The sequence below is a fragment of the Paraclostridium dentum genome, from assembly GCF_048568265.1.
GTDB lineage: Bacteria > Bacillota > Clostridia > Peptostreptococcales > Peptostreptococcaceae > Paraclostridium > Paraclostridium dentum.
Genome location: NZ_CP183813.1, coordinates 559,070 through 575,650 on the forward strand (window position 1 = coordinate 559,070; position 16,581 = coordinate 575,650).

The following is a 16,581-nucleotide window of genomic DNA, read 5'->3' on the forward strand; positions in this document are numbered from 1 at the left end:
ATTTGAAGGAGTGATAAAATGAAGCAGAAGAAAAATTTTATTATTATAATTGTGATTATTGCCATAAGTTCAGTTTTTTTAATTAAAAATAATAAATTTATAGAAAAAAATGATTCTTATGTTGTAAGTGGTGCAGAAAGTGAAAAATCTAATTTAGAAAATAATGATATTGAAAAAAATGATAATAATCAAGGGGATTTCTCAAAAATAGAAAATATTGAAGATGTAAAAACTGTTGATAAAACTGAAAATATGACTAAAAAAATTAGTATTTATATAAGTGGAGCTGTAAATTCTCCTGGAGTTGTAGAACTAAAAAGTAATGAAAGGTTAATGGAAGGTGTAAAGCTTTGTGATGGACTTACTGATGAAGCTGACACAAATAGAATTAATTTAGCTATGAAAGTTAAGGATGAGGGCCATTATATAATACCTAAAGAAGGTGAAGAAATAGCACTTAATGATTCAAATGAAAATGCTGAAAATAACAACAATGATGGTAATGATAGCACTGAGGGTGACAATAAAAAAATAAATATAAATGGTGCATCTAAAGAAGAATTAGATTCATTACCTGGAGTTGGAGAGGTTACAGCACAAAAAATAATAGATTACAGAGAAGAAAATAAGGAGTTTAAATCAATTGACGAAATAAAAAATGTAAAAGGGATAGGTGAAAATAAATTTAATGATTTGAAGGATTATATCTGTATTCAATAAATGCTAATTATGATATTATTAGTTATGTAATGCTTTAAAGAAAGGAGACATAATTATGGAAATGATGAAAAGACTTACAGATATGACAACTTCAGGAGGATGAGCCGCTAAAATAGGGCCAGAGGTACTGGCATCGGTATTATCTCAATTACCTAAAAATACATCGGATAAAAAAGAAAATTTATTAGTTGGACTTGAAACTTCAGATGATGCGGCTGTTTATAAATTAAATGATGAAACAGCTTTAATTCAAACTTTAGATTTTTTCACTCCAATGATAGATGATCCGTACATATTTGGACAAATAGCAGCATCTAACTCATTATCAGATGTTTATGCTATGGGAGGAAAGCCTTTAGTTGCCATGAACATAGTATGTTTCCCAGCATGTCATGATATGAATGTACTAGCAGAAATATTAAAAGGTGGAATGGATAAGGTAAAAGAAAGTGGAGCTTTATTAGTTGGAGGACACACTGTTGATGATAAAGAACCTAAATATGGGTTATCAGTATCAGGAACAGTACATCCTGATAAAGTTTTATCTAATGCAACTGCAAAAGTAGGGGATAAACTAGTTATAACTAAGCCTATAGGAGTAGGGATATTAAATACTGCTATGAAAGAAGGTTTAGTAGATGAAGAAACTTCTAAAATCGTAGTTGAAACTATGGTTCATTTAAATAAATATGCAGCTATGAGCTTTGATAATATAAAGGTAAACTCAGTTACAGATATAACAGGATTTGGACTTTTAGGACATGCATTAGAGATGGCAAAAGCATCAGAAGTTAGTATAGAACTAAATGCTAATGAGATTCCTATATTAAATGGTGCTATTGACATGGCTAAAATGGGAATAATACCAGCTGGTATGTATAGAAATAAACAATATATATCAAGTGATGTTAAATTAGAAAACATAGAAGAAGCTATGGAAGATATATTATATGACCCTCAAACATCAGGAGGATTACTTATTTCTGTAGAAAGTAATCTAGCAGATATATTAGTAGAAGATATGAAGAAGAATGGGTCTATAGAAGCTAAAATAATAGGAACTGTTGTAGATAAAGAAGAAAAGTATATAACAGTAAAGTAATGACTTAAGGGGAGAGGAACTTTAATGAATAAAAGAGAATTATTTGCTCAATTACCTTCAGTAGATGAGATGTTAAACCAAGAAATGATAATAAATGCGTTAAATGAATATCCAAGAAATATTTTACTTGAAGGTATAAGAGAATCTATAGAAGAAAAAAGAAGAGAAATAGTAGAATTAAAAGAGGAAAATTTTGATAAGTTTGATATAACTATAGATGAAGTAGTGAGAAATACAATTAATAAATGTAATTTAAAATACTCATTATCATTAAAGAAAGTGATAAATGCTACAGGAACAGTACTTCATACAAATCTAGGAAGATCACTTCTTAGTGAAAGTATAAAAGGTGAGCTTTGGGAAGCGGCATCTAGATATTCAAACTTGGAATATGATATAGATAAAGGACAAAGGGGTTCAAGATATACCCATTTAACAGATACTATAAAACGATTAACAGGGGCTGAAGATGTATTAGTAGTTAACAATAATGCAGCGGCTGTACTACTGGTATTAAGCACTATGGCAAAAGGTGGGGAAGCTATAGTATCTAGAGGTGAGTTAGTTGAAGTTGGTGGTTCTTTTAGAATACCTAGTATAATGGCGTTAAGTGGAGCTGACCTAGTTGAAGTTGGTTCAACTAATAAAACTCATTTAAAAGATTATGAAGAAGCAATAAACGAAAATACTAAAGTTCTTATGAAAGTTCACACAAGTAATTATAGAATACTTGGATTTACACAAAGTGTGGATGTAGATGAATTATGTGAACTAGGCAAAAAACATGATTTACCTATAATTGAGGACTTAGGTAGTGGTGTTTTCTTAGATATATCTAAGTATGGATTAAGTTATGAGCCAACAGTATTAGATTCTATTAGAAAAGGTGCAGATGTAGTTACTTTTAGTGGAGATAAGATGTTAGGTGGGCCTCAAGCAGGTATTATAGTTGGTAAAAAAGAATATATTGAAAAAATGAAAAAGAATCAACTTACAAGAGCTTTAAGAGTAGATAAACTAACTATATGTGCGTTAGAAGCTACATTAAGAATGTACTTAGACGAAGAAAAAGCAAGAAAAGAAATTCCAACATTAAAAATGTTAACTTATACAATGGATGAATTAGAAGAAAAAGCTAACAACTTATATGAAAAAATAAAACATTTAGATAAATATGCAAATATAACAATTGAAGATGGGTTATCTCAAGTTGGAGGGGGATCTATGCCTTTAGAGACTATAGATTCTAAAGTTATATCTATAACTCCTAAAAATATAAATGTTTCAACATTAGAAAAGAAACTTAGATTAAGTGATGCTCATATTATAGCTAGAGTTTATGATGATAAGTATGTATTAGATTCAAGAACTATATTTGAAGATGAATTTGAAATTGTAAAAAATGAATTAGAAAAAGCTTTAATAGGAGGTTAAACATGAAAAACGTAATAATAGGAACGGCTGGACATATAGACCACGGTAAAACCACTCTTATAAAAGCACTTACAGGAAGAGAAACAGACACATTAGCTGAAGAAAAGAAAAGAGGTATATCTATAAATTTAGGATTTACTTACTTTGACTTACCAAGTAATAAAAGAGCAGGGATTGTAGATGTTCCAGGACATGAAAAGTTTATAAAAAACATGTTAGCAGGAGCATCTGGACTTGATATGGTTTTATTAGTTGTTGCAGCTGATGAGGGAGTTATGCCTCAAACTGTAGAACATATGGATATTTTAACATTTTTAAATATAAAAAAAGGAATGATAGTATTAACTAAAAGTGACACTGTGGAAGAAGACTTCAGAGAGTTAGTAAAAGAGGATATAAGAGAAAAAGTTAAGGGAACATTTTTAGAAGATGCAGAAATTATAGAAGTAGACTCTATATCTAAAAAAGGTTTAGATAATCTTATCAATAAAATTGATAAAATGACTGATGAAATAGAAGATAAAAACCTAGACACTCCAGCTAGACTTAATATAGATAGAGTATTTTCTATAAAAGGATTTGGTACAGTTGTAACAGGGACTTTAATAGAAGGTAAAATAAGTATAGATGATGATCTAGTAATATACCCAAAAGAGCTTAAAACAAAGATAAGAAGCATACAAGTTCATGGAGAGGGTGTTGAAACAGCTTATGCTGGGCAAAGAACAGCTATAAACATATCTAATGTAAAGGTTGAAGAGATTAACAGGGGAGATGTGTTAGCATCACCTCATTCACTAGAAGAAGCAATGATGTTAGATGTTAGATTAAGCGTTGTTAAACATACAGATGCAGGACTTAAACACTGGGATAGATTAAGACTTTACCATGGTACTAGAGAAATACTTTGTAGAGCAGTACCGTTAGAGGTAGAAGAAATAATGCCAGGAGAAAGTGGTTTAGTTCAACTTAGACTGGAAGAAAGTATAGTTGCAAAAAAAGGAGATAAGTTTGTCGTTAGAAGATATTCTCCTATGGAAACAATAGGTGGAGGTATAGTTATAGATACTAACCCAAGAAAACATAAGAGATTTGATACTAACGTAATAGAGGCTCTTAAAATAAAGGAAAAAGGAGAGCTTTCAGATATATTAGAAGCTTACTTAAAAAATAACTCTAGAAACTATCCTAATATAAAAGAAATTATGAGTTATAGTGGTGAGAGTGAAGATAATATAAAAAAATCATTAGAAAAGCTTATTGGACAAGACAAAGTTATATGTATAAACAATATGTACATGCATATAAACCAATATAATGCATTAAAAGAAAAGGCAGAAAGTGAACTTCAAGCATATCATAAAAAGTTTAGATTAAGAGAAGGTATGTTAAAAGAAGAAGTTAGATCTAAAGTTGAAAGTAAATTTAAAACAAGAGATTTTGATGTTTTACTAGATTTATTTATAAATGATGATCTTATAAAAGTTAATGGAAATTTTGTTTCGCTAAAGAAATTTAATGTTGTATTTAACGAAAAGCAAACAAAAATAAAAAATGAGATAGAAAAAATATTAAACAATGCAGGACTAAATAATATTTATGCAATTGAAGATATAACTAACAATAAAAAAGAATATGAAGAAGTATTAGAATCTTTAATAGGAAATACTGTTGTAAGAATTGAAGATAGTTATTTAATGTCTTCAAAAGTATATAACGATGCTAAAGAAAAGCTTATAAAGTATTTAGAAGAAAATAAAGAAATAACTTTAGGTGATTATAGAGATTTAGTTAATTCAAGTAGAAAAAACTGTATGATAATATTAGAAGATTTTGATAGAAATAAGATTACAAAAAGAGTTGAAAATAAAAGAGTATTATTTTAAAAAAAGTAAGTAGTGGTGGCTTGCTTGATATGTAGTTGTTTTCTTTGCACAAAGACCTAAAAATCTCGGTCTTTAAGTGCTTCTAAAACAATTACATATTAAGCTTTGCCTGACTACTTACTTTTTTTAATTTTGGATGGTGAAGGTTGAGTCTTTAAGATTAAATGAATCTTTAAGACCTGGAGTTAGGTATATTTTTTTATCTTTTGTTATAAATATTGCTTCTGTGTTTGGTAAAGATTCTATTAATTTAATACCTTCTTTAGTTCCAAGTGAAAAAGCTGTAGTAGATAGTGCGTCGCAATTCATTGAATTATTTGAGACTATAGTTACACTACTAAGTTCATTTTCAACAGGGTACCCAGTTTTAGGGCTTAATATATGGTGATAAATTTTCCCGTCTTTTTCTATATATCTTTCATAAATTCCTGATGTAACTACTGAGTTATCTGTTGTTGATATACTTCCTATAGCATTTCCTCTAGGCTTAGTTGGATCTTGAACTCCTATATTAAATTTATTTTTACCATCCTTAGACCCAATTGTAAAAATATTTCCTCCTAGGTTTACTATAGATCCTTCGATTTTTTGTTTTTTAAGATATTCAACTACTTTGTCAGCAGCATAACCTTTAGCAATTCCTCCTAAGTCTAACTTTGTACCTTTGTGTTTTAGCATTACGCTATTATTTTTCTCATCTAAAATTATGTTTTTATAATTTATCGTAGGTAAAACTGAATTTATTTCATCTTGACTAGGAACTCTAGCTTTTTCATTACCTATACTCCATAGTTGAACTAATGACCCAACTGAAACATCAAAATGCCCATCTGATAAATCTGAAAAGTGAAGAGCTGTTTTTATAACTTTAAAAGTATCTGGTGATACTTTAGTATAAGATATACCAGCATTTTCATTAATTTTGTAAATATCACTAGATAATGTAGATGGATTCATTTTATTATCTATGTCTTTTATTATATTTTCACAATTACTTAAAATAGCATTAGCTTCGTTTTCATTAGATTTAGTGTATAGTGTAACTTCATTAACAGTACCTAGGTAGTACATAGTTTTTGAATATGTATTAATTTTTTGCCTAAAGATTAAAAATGAAAATATAGCTAAAATTGATAAAATTGCTATATAAAGTATAAGTTTTTTATTTTTCATGCTGTTTCCCCTTTATATTTATGATATATTTAATTATATTATAAATGCTTGGAGGATAAAAATGAAGAAAAACGATTTTTTTCTTATTTTATCAGTTTTAATCATAATAGGAATTTGGATAAGTTTTAGTTTTTTCAAAAACCAAGATAAAAGTGAAAAAATAGTTATATATTTAGATAATAAAGTATATAAAGAAATTCCTATTGATGCAACTGAAGACATAACTATAAAAACAGATTCTGGATTTAACAAGATTAAAATTCATGATAAAGGTGTTGAAGTCGTAGATGCATCATGTCCAGACAAAGTATGCGTGAAAACTGGATTTATAGATAAGTCTAATAAAAATATAGTATGTATACCTAATAAGGTAAGTATAAAAATAATCAGTAATGAAAAAAATGATATAGACACAATAGCAAATTAAAAGTAGGTGAAGAGATGGTTAACATAGGAAACGATTGGGATGAAATATTAAAAGGTGAATTTGAAAAATCATATTATTTGAAATTAAGAGAATTTTTAAAAGAGGAATATAAAAATAATATTATATATCCTGATATGCATGACATATTTAATGCATTGAAATATACCTCATACAAAGATACTAAAGTACTAATTTTAGGTCAAGATCCTTATCATGGAGAAAATCAAGCTCATGGGCTTGCATTTTCGGTAAAGCCTGGAGTAAAAACACCTCCGTCTTTATTAAATATGTACAAAGAATTAAACTCAGAATTTGAATGTTTTATACCTAATAATGGATTTTTAGTTCCTTGGACAAAACAAGGTATATTACTATTAAATACAGCGCTTACAGTTAGAGCTCATGAAGCAAACTCTCATAAAGGAAAAGGATGGGAGACTTTCACAGATCATATAATAGAGACGTTAAACTTAAGAGAAGATCCTGTAATATTTGTCCTATGGGGAAATAATGCAAGAAGTAAGAAAAAATTAATAGATACAAATAGACATTACATAATAGAATCTGCACATCCAAGTCCACTATCAGCTAGTAGAGGGTTTTTTGGATCTAAACCATTTTCTCAGGTTAATGATATCTTAATTAAATTAGGAAAAGAGCCTATAGACTGGCAAATTCCAAATATATAAAATATATAATAAAAATAAAATCCTTTTAATATGTGAAAGGATTTTATTTTTTTAAGGTTAAAAAAATAAAAATTTACAAAAATTAAAGTTAAATTATATAGAAAATTGTAAAAATATGAAAATGTTTGCTAAAAACAGTTGCATCAAAAAAAAATATATGGTAATATAAGTTTGTAAGTGAGAGGACATCCCATATGGGGGTGGATGGGTGCTGGTGTGCCCTCTAGTCTTCAAAACTAGTATGAGGGGTTAAGAGCTTCTTGGGTGGGTTCGATTCCCACGCACTCCCGCCAATTAAATGAAAAGAACTTCTGTATAGAAGTTCTTTTTTTGCTTTTAATAACTTAATTATCTGCAAGGTTTTCTTTTTGGCTCATTGTAAATTGTTTAAGGGCATTATCCCACATATATAATTCTTTTGAAACGTCTTTAGAAAAGGAATTATCATTTGATGAGATTGTTGAGACATATAGTATTTGGGGAGGGTAGTCGTCTAGAAAGTCCATACTTCCAGATACTTTAATTTTATCATTGCTTTTTAAATCTATTTTTTCGAAATATAGATCTTTTTTTAGTTTAGATGAATACTTAAGTCCTTCTTGATAAAATATCTCTATAAATTTTTTATCATTTGAGTATGTAGTTTCATCTTCACAATTTTGCTCAACTACTAAAAAATCTTTATAAAAATAAAATTCATTTATGTCGTCTAAATTATCTACAATTGAATCAAATGAGTAAGTATTATTTTTATTTTTTACATAAAATGATATAAAAGATTTATTTTGAGGTAATCTTATAGAGAATGCTATATAGTTATTTGGACCATTTTCTAAATTTTTATGAATATCGAGTTGCATATAATCTATATATCTTATAAAATCTTCTTTATTAGTATCTTTTAAAATCTGAACAATTAAATTATAATTATCGTTATTAGATAGGGATTCTATAATATCTGAATGGATATTATTTTTAGAAGAACTTACGTCGAGTATTAAAAGCAGTGAAACTAATACATTTATTATAAGTATATAAAATAGAAAGTTAATTAATTTTTTCAAAGCATCACCCCTATTTGTATAATCGATATTAAATTATATTCTTGCACATGAAAAAAATTACACAAGGAGATATTTAAAGCATGAACAAAAATTTTAAAACTAGAACAGGTCTTATAATCGGAAATGAAGGAATTGAAAAATTACAAAATTCAAATGTAATTGTATTTGGAGTTGGAGGAGTAGGAAGTTTTGCTGCAGAGGCTATAGCTAGAGCTGGTGTAGGCAAGATGACTATTGTAGACTTTGATGATGTAGACATAACTAATATAAATAGACAAATACCAGCACTTCACTCAACTGTAGGAAAATATAAGGTTGATGTTATGAAAGATAGAATTTTAGATATAAACCCAAATATAGATATAAAAGCAATAAGAGCAAAATATACAGCTGAAAATAGTGAAGAAATATTATGTGAAGAATATGATTATGTTATAGATGCTATAGACATGGTTACTTCTAAAATTCATTTGATAGAAACTTGTGTTAAAAAGAATTTAAATATAATAAGTTCTATGGGTATGGGAAATAAGCTAGATCCTACAAAAATAGTAGTTACGGATATATATAAAACTCAAATGTGCCCACTTGCTAAAGTTATGAGAAAAGAATTAAGAGATAGAAAGATAAAAAAATTAAAGGTTGTTTATTCAACAGAGCAACCTGTAGAGTTAAAAGAAAAAATTATGAATGGAAAGAAAATAACGCCAGGAAGTATATCATTTGTACCTTCAGTAGGGGGACTTACAATAGCGTCTGTAGTAGTAAATGATTTAATAAAGTAAACTAAGTAAAAAAGTGATTTTGGCTAGTGCTCCATGTTAATGAATAAATTATCTCCATACAGGCTTTAAAACACCGCCTGTAAATGTCGATTAAATTATTCATTAACATTTCGCTAAGGCTCAATCACTTTTTTTATTTACTTTACTATTTAGGTGGTGATGAGGTGGTTATGGTGTTTCCGTCACTGTAAAAGGATAGATGACCTTGTTTATCAGTTCTGTAGACTTTTGTGTTTGTTTTTGATAAATTAAGTAAAGTTTCTTTATGTGGATGTCCATATTCGTTATCATACCCACAAGATATAACTGCGACATCAGGAGTTATAGTGTTTATAAAATTTTCACCTGAAGAATTTTTACTACCATGATGAGCAACTTTTAAAAAATTTACATTACTTAAGTTAAAACTATTTAATATTTCTTGTTCATTTTCTAATGTGCAGTCACCTGTAAATAAAAATGATTTTTTACCATAGTCTAATTTGAAGACGATAGAGTTTGAATTATTATCTAAATGGGTATAAGAAGGATTTAAGACGGTTAATTTTATGTTATTGTCTAAACTTATGACATTTCCCTTTTCGAGGAATTGAGGATGAATATTTTTCATACTACAAGATTGAATTAGATTGTAATATGAATCACTATTTACTTCTTTATTTGGAAGATAAACTTTGGAAATTTCAAATTTATCAATAACAGCATCTAAACTTCCTATATGGTCAGTATCTGGATGAGTAGCTATAACGAAATCTATATTTTTAACTTTTTTAGATTTTAAAAACTTTTTTATAATAAGAGAGCTATCTTCATCTCCTCCATCAACTAATATGTTAGTTTTATTTGGAGTTTGAATTAAGATACTGTCACCTTGACCTACATCTATTATATGGACTGATAGGAGCGTTTTTTTGCCACAACCAACCAAAAGTGTTATTATAATAAATGTTAAACATATGATTTTTTTCATTAAATACTCCAATCATTACCTGTTTATATTAAATAAATAAAGATAATATTAATAAATAAAAACATTATTTATTAGTTTAGACTTTAAACTTAAAATTAATTCAAATGAACGGTAAAGTTGGGTATATAAATTAATATATAAGCATCAAAAGGAGAGTTATTTATGATTTTTAAAGAAATTGATATAAATGCATATGAAGAATTAAAACCTTTTTTCCATCATGTTGATTATGAAGCATGTGAATATTGTTTTACTACTTTATATATGTGGAGACATGTTTATAAAACTAGTTATTATGTAAATGATGATTTTGCTTTAATTGTTGGAGAATACGAAGGAGATAGATTTTCTGTACTTCCATTAGCAAAAAAAGATAAAATACATGAAGCTTTAGAATTTATGGTTAATTACTTCAAGCATGAAGATCATCAAATTTACTTAAGAGCTGTTACGAAAGATGTTGTTGAGTTGCTTCAAAAAGATTATCCAGGTAAGTTTAAATATATAGAAGAAAGAGACTATTTTGACTATGTATATGATGCTGAGGCTCTAAGAACATTAAAGGGAAGAAAAAATCAAAAGAAAAGAAATCATCTGAATTATTTCTTAAAAGAATACGAAGGAAGATTTGAATATAAGAAATTAGGTAAAAAAGAGTTTGCTGATTGTATAGAACTTTTAAGAGCTTGGGCTAGCAATAAAGCTGAACAAGGAGATGTAGATGATGGAATAGATGATGAATTTATAGGAATTAAAAAAATATTTGATAATTATGATGTATTAGAAGAAGAAGTTAAAGTAGCTGGAGTATATATAGACAATAAGTTAGAAGCATTTACTATAGGTGAATATATAAATGAAGATATGGCACTTATTCATATTGAAAAAGCTAATCCAGAAATCAGAGGGTTATATCAATATATAAATCAACAATTTTTAGTACATGAATTTGAAAATGTAGAGTTTGTAAATAGAGAAGAAGACCTAGGGATTGAAGGACTTAGAAAAGCTAAGCTTTCATATCATCCATGTAAATTTGTAGAAAAGTATACGGTTATGGAGGCATAAAATGGATATAAGATATGCTAAGGGTGAAGATTTAGAGGATTTAAAAGATATTTGGAATTATTGCTTTGGAGACGAAGAATCATTTGTTGATTATTACTTTAACAACAAGTACAATCCGGAAAACACCGTTATTGTTAAAGAAGACAATGAACTTAAATCTTCTCTTCAATTAAATCAATACAAAATAAAGTTAAATGAAAAAGTTTACGATACGTCATATGTAGTAGGCGTTTCTACGTTTCCAAATGCAAGAGGCAAAGGATACATGAAGGATATGATGGACTTTTCATTAAATGAACTTTATAAAAAAGGACAAGTAGTTTCGTTACTTATGCCTATAGACTATAGATTATATAAAAAGTATGGATATGAGCATTGTTATGATCAATTAGAATATAAACTTGATATAGATGGTTTAAAACAATTTAAAATAAATGGAGATTTTGAAAAAATAAATGAAAGTCATATAGCTTATATGATTGATATTTATAACGAGTTTGTATCTAAATGTAATGGATATGTTGTTAGAGATAAATTTTATTATGAAAATTTGTTTAAAGAAATAAAATGTGAAAATGGTCATATTTACATACATAAAGATAATGACTATGATGGATATATAATATATTTCCTTATGGGAGATACTATGTTTGTAAGAGAAATGTGTTATAAGAATATAAATTCTTTGAAGTCTATTTTAAAGTTTATTTTCAACCACAACACTCAATGCAAAAATATAAAAGTAATGTCTCCTATAACAGATAGTATAAGATTTATATTATCAAATTTAAAGGATAATGAGATAAGTTTAAAACCGTTTATGATGGGAAGAGTTGTAAATGTTGAAGACTTTTTAAATGACATTTATATAAAACATAAGGATTTAGATAGTGTATATATAAAAATTGATGATAATCAAATAAAAGAAAATGATAATGTTTTTGAAGTTAAGATTTTAAATAATAAAATAGTAGCTAAAAAAAGCAATAGTGAAGCTAACTTTAAATTGAGTATAAATAATTTAAGTCAAATGGCTTTTGAGTATACTGATATAAATCAAATTTTATTTATAGAAAATATTGAGGTAACAGATAAAAATAAAAAGGCAATAGACTTACTAAACTCTATATTTAATAAAAAAGAAAATTATATAAATGAATATGTATAAGGAAAAAGTGTTTACTTTTTCCTTTTTTTGATTTAAAAAATCTTATATGTACATAATTTAGAAAAGTATGTCTAGGAGATTTTTTATGAGAAGGCCAATATTTATAGCGTTTTGTATAATGATAAGTATAAGCTTTATTGTTACAAGTTTTTACCCAAATGAAGATTATAAAAATAATAAAAATTGTAATGTAGAGATAGCAGGACTAGTTAAAAATAAAGTAAAGAAAAATAATTATGTCCAATACCAAATTGAAGATTATTTAATAAATGATTATTCTAACAAAATAGAGATAAAGCCAGGTCAAATTATAAGTTTTAAAGGGATGTTAAAAAAACATGAAAACTTTAAGGATGAAAAATTTGATTATAGTAGGTATCTAAAGAGCAAAGGGTATAAAGGGATTGTAGAAATAAATGATTATAAAATTATTGGAGATAATTTTATTTATATCAAATTGTTTAACATAAAAGATAAAATAAGTAAAACAATAAAGTATTTATATAAAGACAAATCTAAATTTTTAAATTCGATAATTTTAGGTGAAAAAGAAGGTATAGATTCAGAAGTAACTGAAATTTTTTCTAAAACTGGAGTAAGTCACATTTTAGCTTTATCAGGACTTCATGTAAGCATACTTATAACTATAATTGGGTTTAGCCTTGGCAAAATAAACAATTTACTTAAATTTGCTTTTTTAGGTTTTATACTTTGGGGCTACAGTATTATGGTTGGACAATCCCCATCTATAATAAGAGCTATAGTTTGTAGCTTAATATCTTATTTGGCAGTTTTTGTAGAAAAAAGGTCAGATAGTATAAATAACCTGTCTATTGTAGGTATTTCCTTAATAATAAATAATCCTTATGTGATTTATAATATAAGTTTCCAATTGTCTTTTCTTGCAACATTGTCTATAATATACTTCTATGGTTATATAAATGAAAAAATAAAAGTTAAGACCGTATCTCTTACTTTAGCGGCTAATATATTAACATCTCCAATAGTATATTTATATTTTAAAAATATATCTATTGTATGTATAGTTAGTAATATAGTAGTTGTACCACTTTTAAGTATAATTATATACATTAGCATTTTAAGTGCTATAGTATTGCCGTTTAGTTTAATTTTAACTAAAATAATGGTTGAGATTAACACAAGTATAATTGATTTTATATATATGACATTAGAATTTTTATATAATATAAATGGAAGCTTTATTGAATTTGAAAATTCTAATAAAATTTTAGTTATTGTATATTACATTTTAGTAGGAATTTTTATGATATATAAAGAAATAAAAACGATAAAGGAGCAAAGAAATGAATTACAAGGATATCATCAAGAGCATGAACAACAACGAATTTAAAAATGTATATCTTTTTTATGGAAGAGAGTTTTATTTAATAGAAAATGTAATTAAAACTTGTAAAAAAAGTTTGAATGAAAGTATGATAGATTTTAACCTAGATATCCTTGATGGAAAAGAACTGACATTAGATCAAATTTTAAGCAATGCAGAAACACTTCCATTTATGGATGAGAGGAAAATTTTAATAATAAAAGATTTTGAATTACTAAAGGGAAAGAAAAAAAACTTTTCAGATAGTGATGAAAGTGAGCTTATAGAATATATTGAAAAAGTACCCAACACAACGGTTATAGTTTTCTTAGTATATGGAGATGTAGACAAACGAAAAAGTTTAGTTAAAAAAATTAACAAAGTTGGAATAGTTAATCACTGTGATAAGTTAAGTGATATGGATTTATTCAAATGGGTAAAGAATAGATTCAAGCAAAATGAAGTATATATAAATGATTCTGAAATCATGTATTTTATAGAGCAAGAAGGATATAGAGATAAAAACAGTGAAAAGACATTATCTGATTTAGAAAATGAAATAAATAAAATAGCTTCATTTGTAGGTAAAGGAAATAATGTAACTAAAGTTATTATTGATAAATTATCTCAAAAGAAAGTTGAAAATGATATATTTAAACTGATTGATGAGATTGGAAATAAAAATTCATCACATGCAATGAAAATAGTAACGGATATGATTTTAGAAGGTGAATCTGTTCTTGGTATATTTGCTATGGTTTCAAAGCAATTTAAATTAGTCATGCAGGCAAGGCAATTACAAAATCAAGGGTATTCATCTAAAGTTATAGCTGAAAAATTATCAGCACATCCATTTGTAGTTACGAAGGCATTAAAGCAAGGTAGACTATTTGCTGATGAAGCTGTAGTTGATATGTTGAATTTTATATTAGAAAGTGATTTTAAAATAAAGAATGGACTAATGAAAGATAATTTAGCGGTAGAGATACTTGTAAGCAAGTATTGTCAGTAAGGAATTGTTCAAATAGATTTAATATGTAGTTAGTTTTAGTATTATTTAAAAATTTATCCATATGAAACTTTGAAGATAATTAAAGTATAGGGTAAATTCTTAAATAATACTTAGCTATTTTACTATTAATCTAGAATTTGGATAATTCCTTATTTTTATGCGTAGTTTTAAATTAAATAGAAAAAGACCCTTGATTAAAATCAAGGGTCAATATCTATTTTAAACGGGAATTAAGCGTTCATTCCGTTTAACTTTTGAGCTAACTTAGCTACTTTTCTAGCTGCAGCGTTCTTGTGTATAGTTCCTTTAGAAGCTACTTGAGATATTCTCTTTTGAGCGTATTGGAATCTAGCAGCAGCCTCTTCTCTGTTTCCTGCAGTAACAGCCTCTTCGAACTTTCTTATTGCAGTTTTTATTTGAGATTTTCTAGCTCTGTTTAAAGCAGTTTTCTTCTCGATAACTTTTATTCTTTTCTTTGCTGATTTTATGTTTGCCATCTGGTTCACCCCCTCGTGAGTAGTTTATATTATTCATCGTCAACATATTAGATTTTAACAGAAATAAATCTAAAAATCAAGGATAATTATTATTAACTTTTTTAATATCTTTCCATTTGACTTTTTAGATTATAACCCAAATCAAAATATTTTACAACCTACAAATTAATTATTCTAAAAAAAATTAAATTAAATTTATTTGGTTATAAAATTATAAAATTTGTTAACAATGTTTAGTATGATTAAATTTAAACTTTTAAAATGGAGGAAGTTTTATGATAAGTTTAAGAACTGATTTAGCTCTAGAAGCTAGAGAAATATATGAACAAGGTAATGATGGAAGTAATATACCTGGAGTTAAAATAGATACAAAAGAATTAGATGATTGTATTGTAACTAAAGTTGAAGTATTAGATGAGCAAGGATCTCAAATTATGAACAAGGGGATAGGGATTTACACGACTATAGAAAGTAAGTTAATGAAATATGATGATGATGAATCTAGAGAGCAGGTAACTGAATATTTAAAAGATGAACTAATAGATATACTTGGAACTGATAAAACTAAAAAGACGTTAGTTATAGGGCTTGGTAACTGGAATATAACATCAGATGCATTAGGACCGAAAGCTGTTTCTAAAACTCTAGTAACTAGACATATATTTAAAAACTACAACAAAGAATATGATGATGATTTTACAGAAGTTGCAGGTCTTAGTCCCGGAGTAATGGGAATTACAGGTATAGAGACAAGCGAGATAGTAAAATCAATAGTTGATATGATAAAGCCTGATAGAGTTATAGCAATAGATGCCCTAGCTTCAAGAAAAATGGAAAGAGTAAACTCTACGATACAAATTTCAACAGCTGGAATTTCACCTGGAGGAGGGGTTGGTAATAAACGAAAAGCATTAAATAAAGACTATTTAGGGGTAGATGTAATAGCGATAGGAGTGCCAACAGTAGTTGATGCGGCAACATTAACTAGTGATGTACTTGACCTTGCAATTGATAATCTTATGGAACAATCCAAAGAAAGCAAAGATTTTTACAACATGTTAAAAGAGTTAAAAGAAGAAGAAAAATATCATTTTATAAGAGAATCACTAGAACCATATGATAAGAATTTAATAGTTACACCAAAAGATATAGATGATACGATTGAAAATCTAGCAGTAATAATAAGCGAAGGCTTAAATAGATCGCTTCATCCTGGGAGAATTGTAAATTAAGGAGGATAT

At 27.3% G+C, this 16,581-nt stretch carries 16 protein-coding genes and 1 tRNA gene; 13 read left to right on the plus strand and 4 right to left on the minus strand.

The window, feature by feature from the left end:
• The first annotated feature begins 18 nt into the window (after nt 1-18).
• The 4 genes from ACN6I1_RS02445 to selB are packed head-to-tail and all read left to right on the plus strand — an operon-like array spanning nt 19 to nt 5,142.
• Nucleotides 19-720: a helix-hairpin-helix domain-containing protein gene (locus ACN6I1_RS02445; protein WP_220796756.1), complete on the plus strand. Its 702-nt coding sequence runs from the start codon at nt 19-21 to the stop codon at nt 718-720.
• Nucleotides 721-775: 55 nt separating this feature from the next.
• The gene (gene selD, locus ACN6I1_RS02450) at nt 776-1,822 is read left to right on the plus strand and encodes a selenide, water dikinase SelD (protein WP_148551250.1); all 1,047 of its coding nucleotides are present in this window, start codon (nt 776-778) and stop codon (nt 1,820-1,822) included.
• Between the two features lie 24 nt (nt 1,823-1,846).
• Nucleotides 1,847-3,256, plus strand: a complete 1,410-nt coding sequence (gene selA / locus ACN6I1_RS02455; RefSeq protein WP_419742601.1) for an L-seryl-tRNA(Sec) selenium transferase — start codon at nt 1,847-1,849, stop codon at nt 3,254-3,256.
• Between the two features lie 2 nt (nt 3,257-3,258).
• Entirely contained in the window at nt 3,259-5,142 is a 1,884-nt protein-coding gene (gene selB, locus ACN6I1_RS02460; RefSeq protein ID WP_419742602.1) for a selenocysteine-specific translation elongation factor, read from the plus strand.
• A 126-nt stretch (nt 5,143-5,268) separates the two neighbouring features.
• Here selB and ACN6I1_RS02465 read toward each other — a convergent pair whose 3' ends face one another.
• A complete protein-coding gene (locus tag ACN6I1_RS02465) occupies nt 5,269-6,315 on the minus strand; it encodes an FAD:protein FMN transferase (protein ID WP_419742603.1) in 1,047 nt (348 codons plus the stop codon).
• A gap of 61 nt (nt 6,316-6,376) precedes the next feature.
• On the opposite strand from ACN6I1_RS02465, the gene ACN6I1_RS02470 reads away from it, so the two are divergent.
• The 3 genes from ACN6I1_RS02470 (at nt 6,377) to ACN6I1_RS02480 (ending at nt 7,724) form a co-directional block, all read left to right on the plus strand.
• Nucleotides 6,377-6,742, plus strand: coding sequence for a NusG domain II-containing protein (locus tag ACN6I1_RS02470; protein WP_021432075.1), 366 nt, complete (start codon nt 6,377-6,379; stop codon nt 6,740-6,742).
• 14 nt (nt 6,743-6,756) lie between these two features.
• A complete protein-coding gene (locus ACN6I1_RS02475; protein ID WP_419742604.1) occupies nt 6,757-7,431 on the plus strand; it encodes a uracil-DNA glycosylase in 675 nt (224 codons plus the stop codon).
• Nucleotides 7,432-7,627: 196 nt separating this feature from the next.
• Nucleotides 7,628-7,724, plus strand: a tRNA-Sec gene (locus ACN6I1_RS02480).
• Between the two features lie 51 nt (nt 7,725-7,775).
• Here the strand turns inward: ACN6I1_RS02480 and ACN6I1_RS02485 are convergent.
• Nucleotides 7,776-8,495 carry a hypothetical protein gene (locus ACN6I1_RS02485; RefSeq protein WP_419742605.1) on the minus strand — a complete coding sequence of 240 codons (720 nt, stop codon included), beginning with the start codon at nt 8,493-8,495 and terminating at the stop codon, nt 7,776-7,778.
• Between the two features lie 80 nt (nt 8,496-8,575).
• Here ACN6I1_RS02485 and ACN6I1_RS02490 point away from each other — a divergent pair, with 80 nt between their 5' ends.
• Nucleotides 8,576-9,280, plus strand: a complete 705-nt coding sequence (locus tag ACN6I1_RS02490) for a tRNA threonylcarbamoyladenosine dehydratase (protein ID WP_035114563.1) — start codon at nt 8,576-8,578, stop codon at nt 9,278-9,280.
• A 145-nt stretch (nt 9,281-9,425) separates the two neighbouring features.
• Here ACN6I1_RS02490 and ACN6I1_RS02495 read toward each other — a convergent pair whose 3' ends face one another.
• Entirely contained in the window at nt 9,426-10,250 is an 825-nt protein-coding gene (locus ACN6I1_RS02495) for a ComEC/Rec2 family competence protein (protein ID WP_195945503.1), read from the minus strand.
• A 162-nt stretch (nt 10,251-10,412) separates the two neighbouring features.
• Here ACN6I1_RS02495 and ACN6I1_RS02500 point away from each other — a divergent pair, with 162 nt between their 5' ends.
• The 4 genes from ACN6I1_RS02500 to holA all read left to right on the plus strand — a co-directional run bounded on the left by ACN6I1_RS02500 (nt 10,413) and on the right by holA (nt 14,843).
• Nucleotides 10,413-11,318 carry a DUF2156 domain-containing protein gene (locus ACN6I1_RS02500; RefSeq protein WP_220796760.1) on the plus strand — a complete coding sequence of 302 codons (906 nt, stop codon included), beginning with the start codon at nt 10,413-10,415 and terminating at the stop codon, nt 11,316-11,318.
• Nucleotide 11,319: 1 nt separating this feature from the next.
• The gene (locus tag ACN6I1_RS02505; RefSeq protein ID WP_419742606.1) at nt 11,320-12,486 is read left to right on the plus strand and encodes a GNAT family N-acetyltransferase; all 1,167 of its coding nucleotides are present in this window, start codon (nt 11,320-11,322) and stop codon (nt 12,484-12,486) included.
• Between the two features lie 85 nt (nt 12,487-12,571).
• Entirely contained in the window at nt 12,572-13,858 is a 1,287-nt protein-coding gene (locus ACN6I1_RS02510) for a ComEC/Rec2 family competence protein (RefSeq protein WP_419742607.1), read from the plus strand.
• Complete coding sequence (gene holA / locus ACN6I1_RS02515) at nt 13,812-14,843, plus strand: DNA polymerase III subunit delta (protein WP_419742608.1); 1,032 nt, start codon at nt 13,812-13,814, stop codon at nt 14,841-14,843. Before ACN6I1_RS02510 ends, holA begins: the two co-directional genes overlap by 47 nt.
• Nucleotides 14,844-15,073: 230 nt before the next feature.
• On the opposite strand, the gene rpsT is transcribed toward holA, so the two are convergent.
• Nucleotides 15,074-15,340, minus strand: coding sequence for a 30S ribosomal protein S20 (rpsT, locus tag ACN6I1_RS02520; RefSeq protein ID WP_021432084.1), 267 nt, complete (start codon nt 15,338-15,340; stop codon nt 15,074-15,076).
• Between the two features lie 275 nt (nt 15,341-15,615).
• On the opposite strand from rpsT, the gene gpr reads away from it, so the two are divergent.
• Nucleotides 15,616-16,572 (plus strand): GPR endopeptidase, encoded by a 957-nt coding sequence (gpr, locus tag ACN6I1_RS02525; protein ID WP_053831317.1) that lies wholly within the window; start codon nt 15,616-15,618, stop codon nt 16,570-16,572.
• Nucleotides 16,573-16,581 lie beyond the last annotated feature (9 nt).

Bases quoted from the DNA above. Each gene is read 5' to 3' on its own strand.
- ACN6I1_RS02445 (WP_220796756.1), top strand. From the start codon at position 19: ATGAAGCAGAAGAAAAATTTTATTATTATAATTGTGATTATTGCCATA.
- selA (WP_419742601.1), top strand. From the start codon at position 1,847: ATGAATAAAAGAGAATTATTTGCTCAATTACCTTCAGTAGATGAGATG.
- selB (WP_419742602.1), top strand. From the start codon at position 3,259: ATGAAAAACGTAATAATAGGAACGGCTGGACATATAGACCACGGTAAA.
- ACN6I1_RS02465 (WP_419742603.1), bottom strand. From the start codon at position 6,315: ATGAAAAATAAAAAACTTATACTTTATATAGCAATTTTATCAATTTTA.
- ACN6I1_RS02470 (WP_021432075.1), top strand. From the start codon at position 6,377: ATGAAGAAAAACGATTTTTTTCTTATTTTATCAGTTTTAATCATAATA.
- ACN6I1_RS02475 (WP_419742604.1), top strand. From the start codon at position 6,757: ATGGTTAACATAGGAAACGATTGGGATGAAATATTAAAAGGTGAATTT.
- ACN6I1_RS02490 (WP_035114563.1), top strand. From the start codon at position 8,576: ATGAACAAAAATTTTAAAACTAGAACAGGTCTTATAATCGGAAATGAA.
- ACN6I1_RS02495 (WP_195945503.1), bottom strand. From the start codon at position 10,250: ATGAAAAAAATCATATGTTTAACATTTATTATAATAACACTTTTGGTT.
- ACN6I1_RS02500 (WP_220796760.1), top strand. From the start codon at position 10,413: ATGATTTTTAAAGAAATTGATATAAATGCATATGAAGAATTAAAACCT.
- ACN6I1_RS02505 (WP_419742606.1), top strand. From the start codon at position 11,320: ATGGATATAAGATATGCTAAGGGTGAAGATTTAGAGGATTTAAAAGAT.
- ACN6I1_RS02510 (WP_419742607.1), top strand. From the start codon at position 12,572: ATGAGAAGGCCAATATTTATAGCGTTTTGTATAATGATAAGTATAAGC.
- holA (WP_419742608.1), top strand. From the start codon at position 13,812: ATGAATTACAAGGATATCATCAAGAGCATGAACAACAACGAATTTAAA.
- rpsT (WP_021432084.1), bottom strand. From the start codon at position 15,340: ATGGCAAACATAAAATCAGCAAAGAAAAGAATAAAAGTTATCGAGAAG.
- gpr (WP_053831317.1), top strand. From the start codon at position 15,616: ATGATAAGTTTAAGAACTGATTTAGCTCTAGAAGCTAGAGAAATATAT.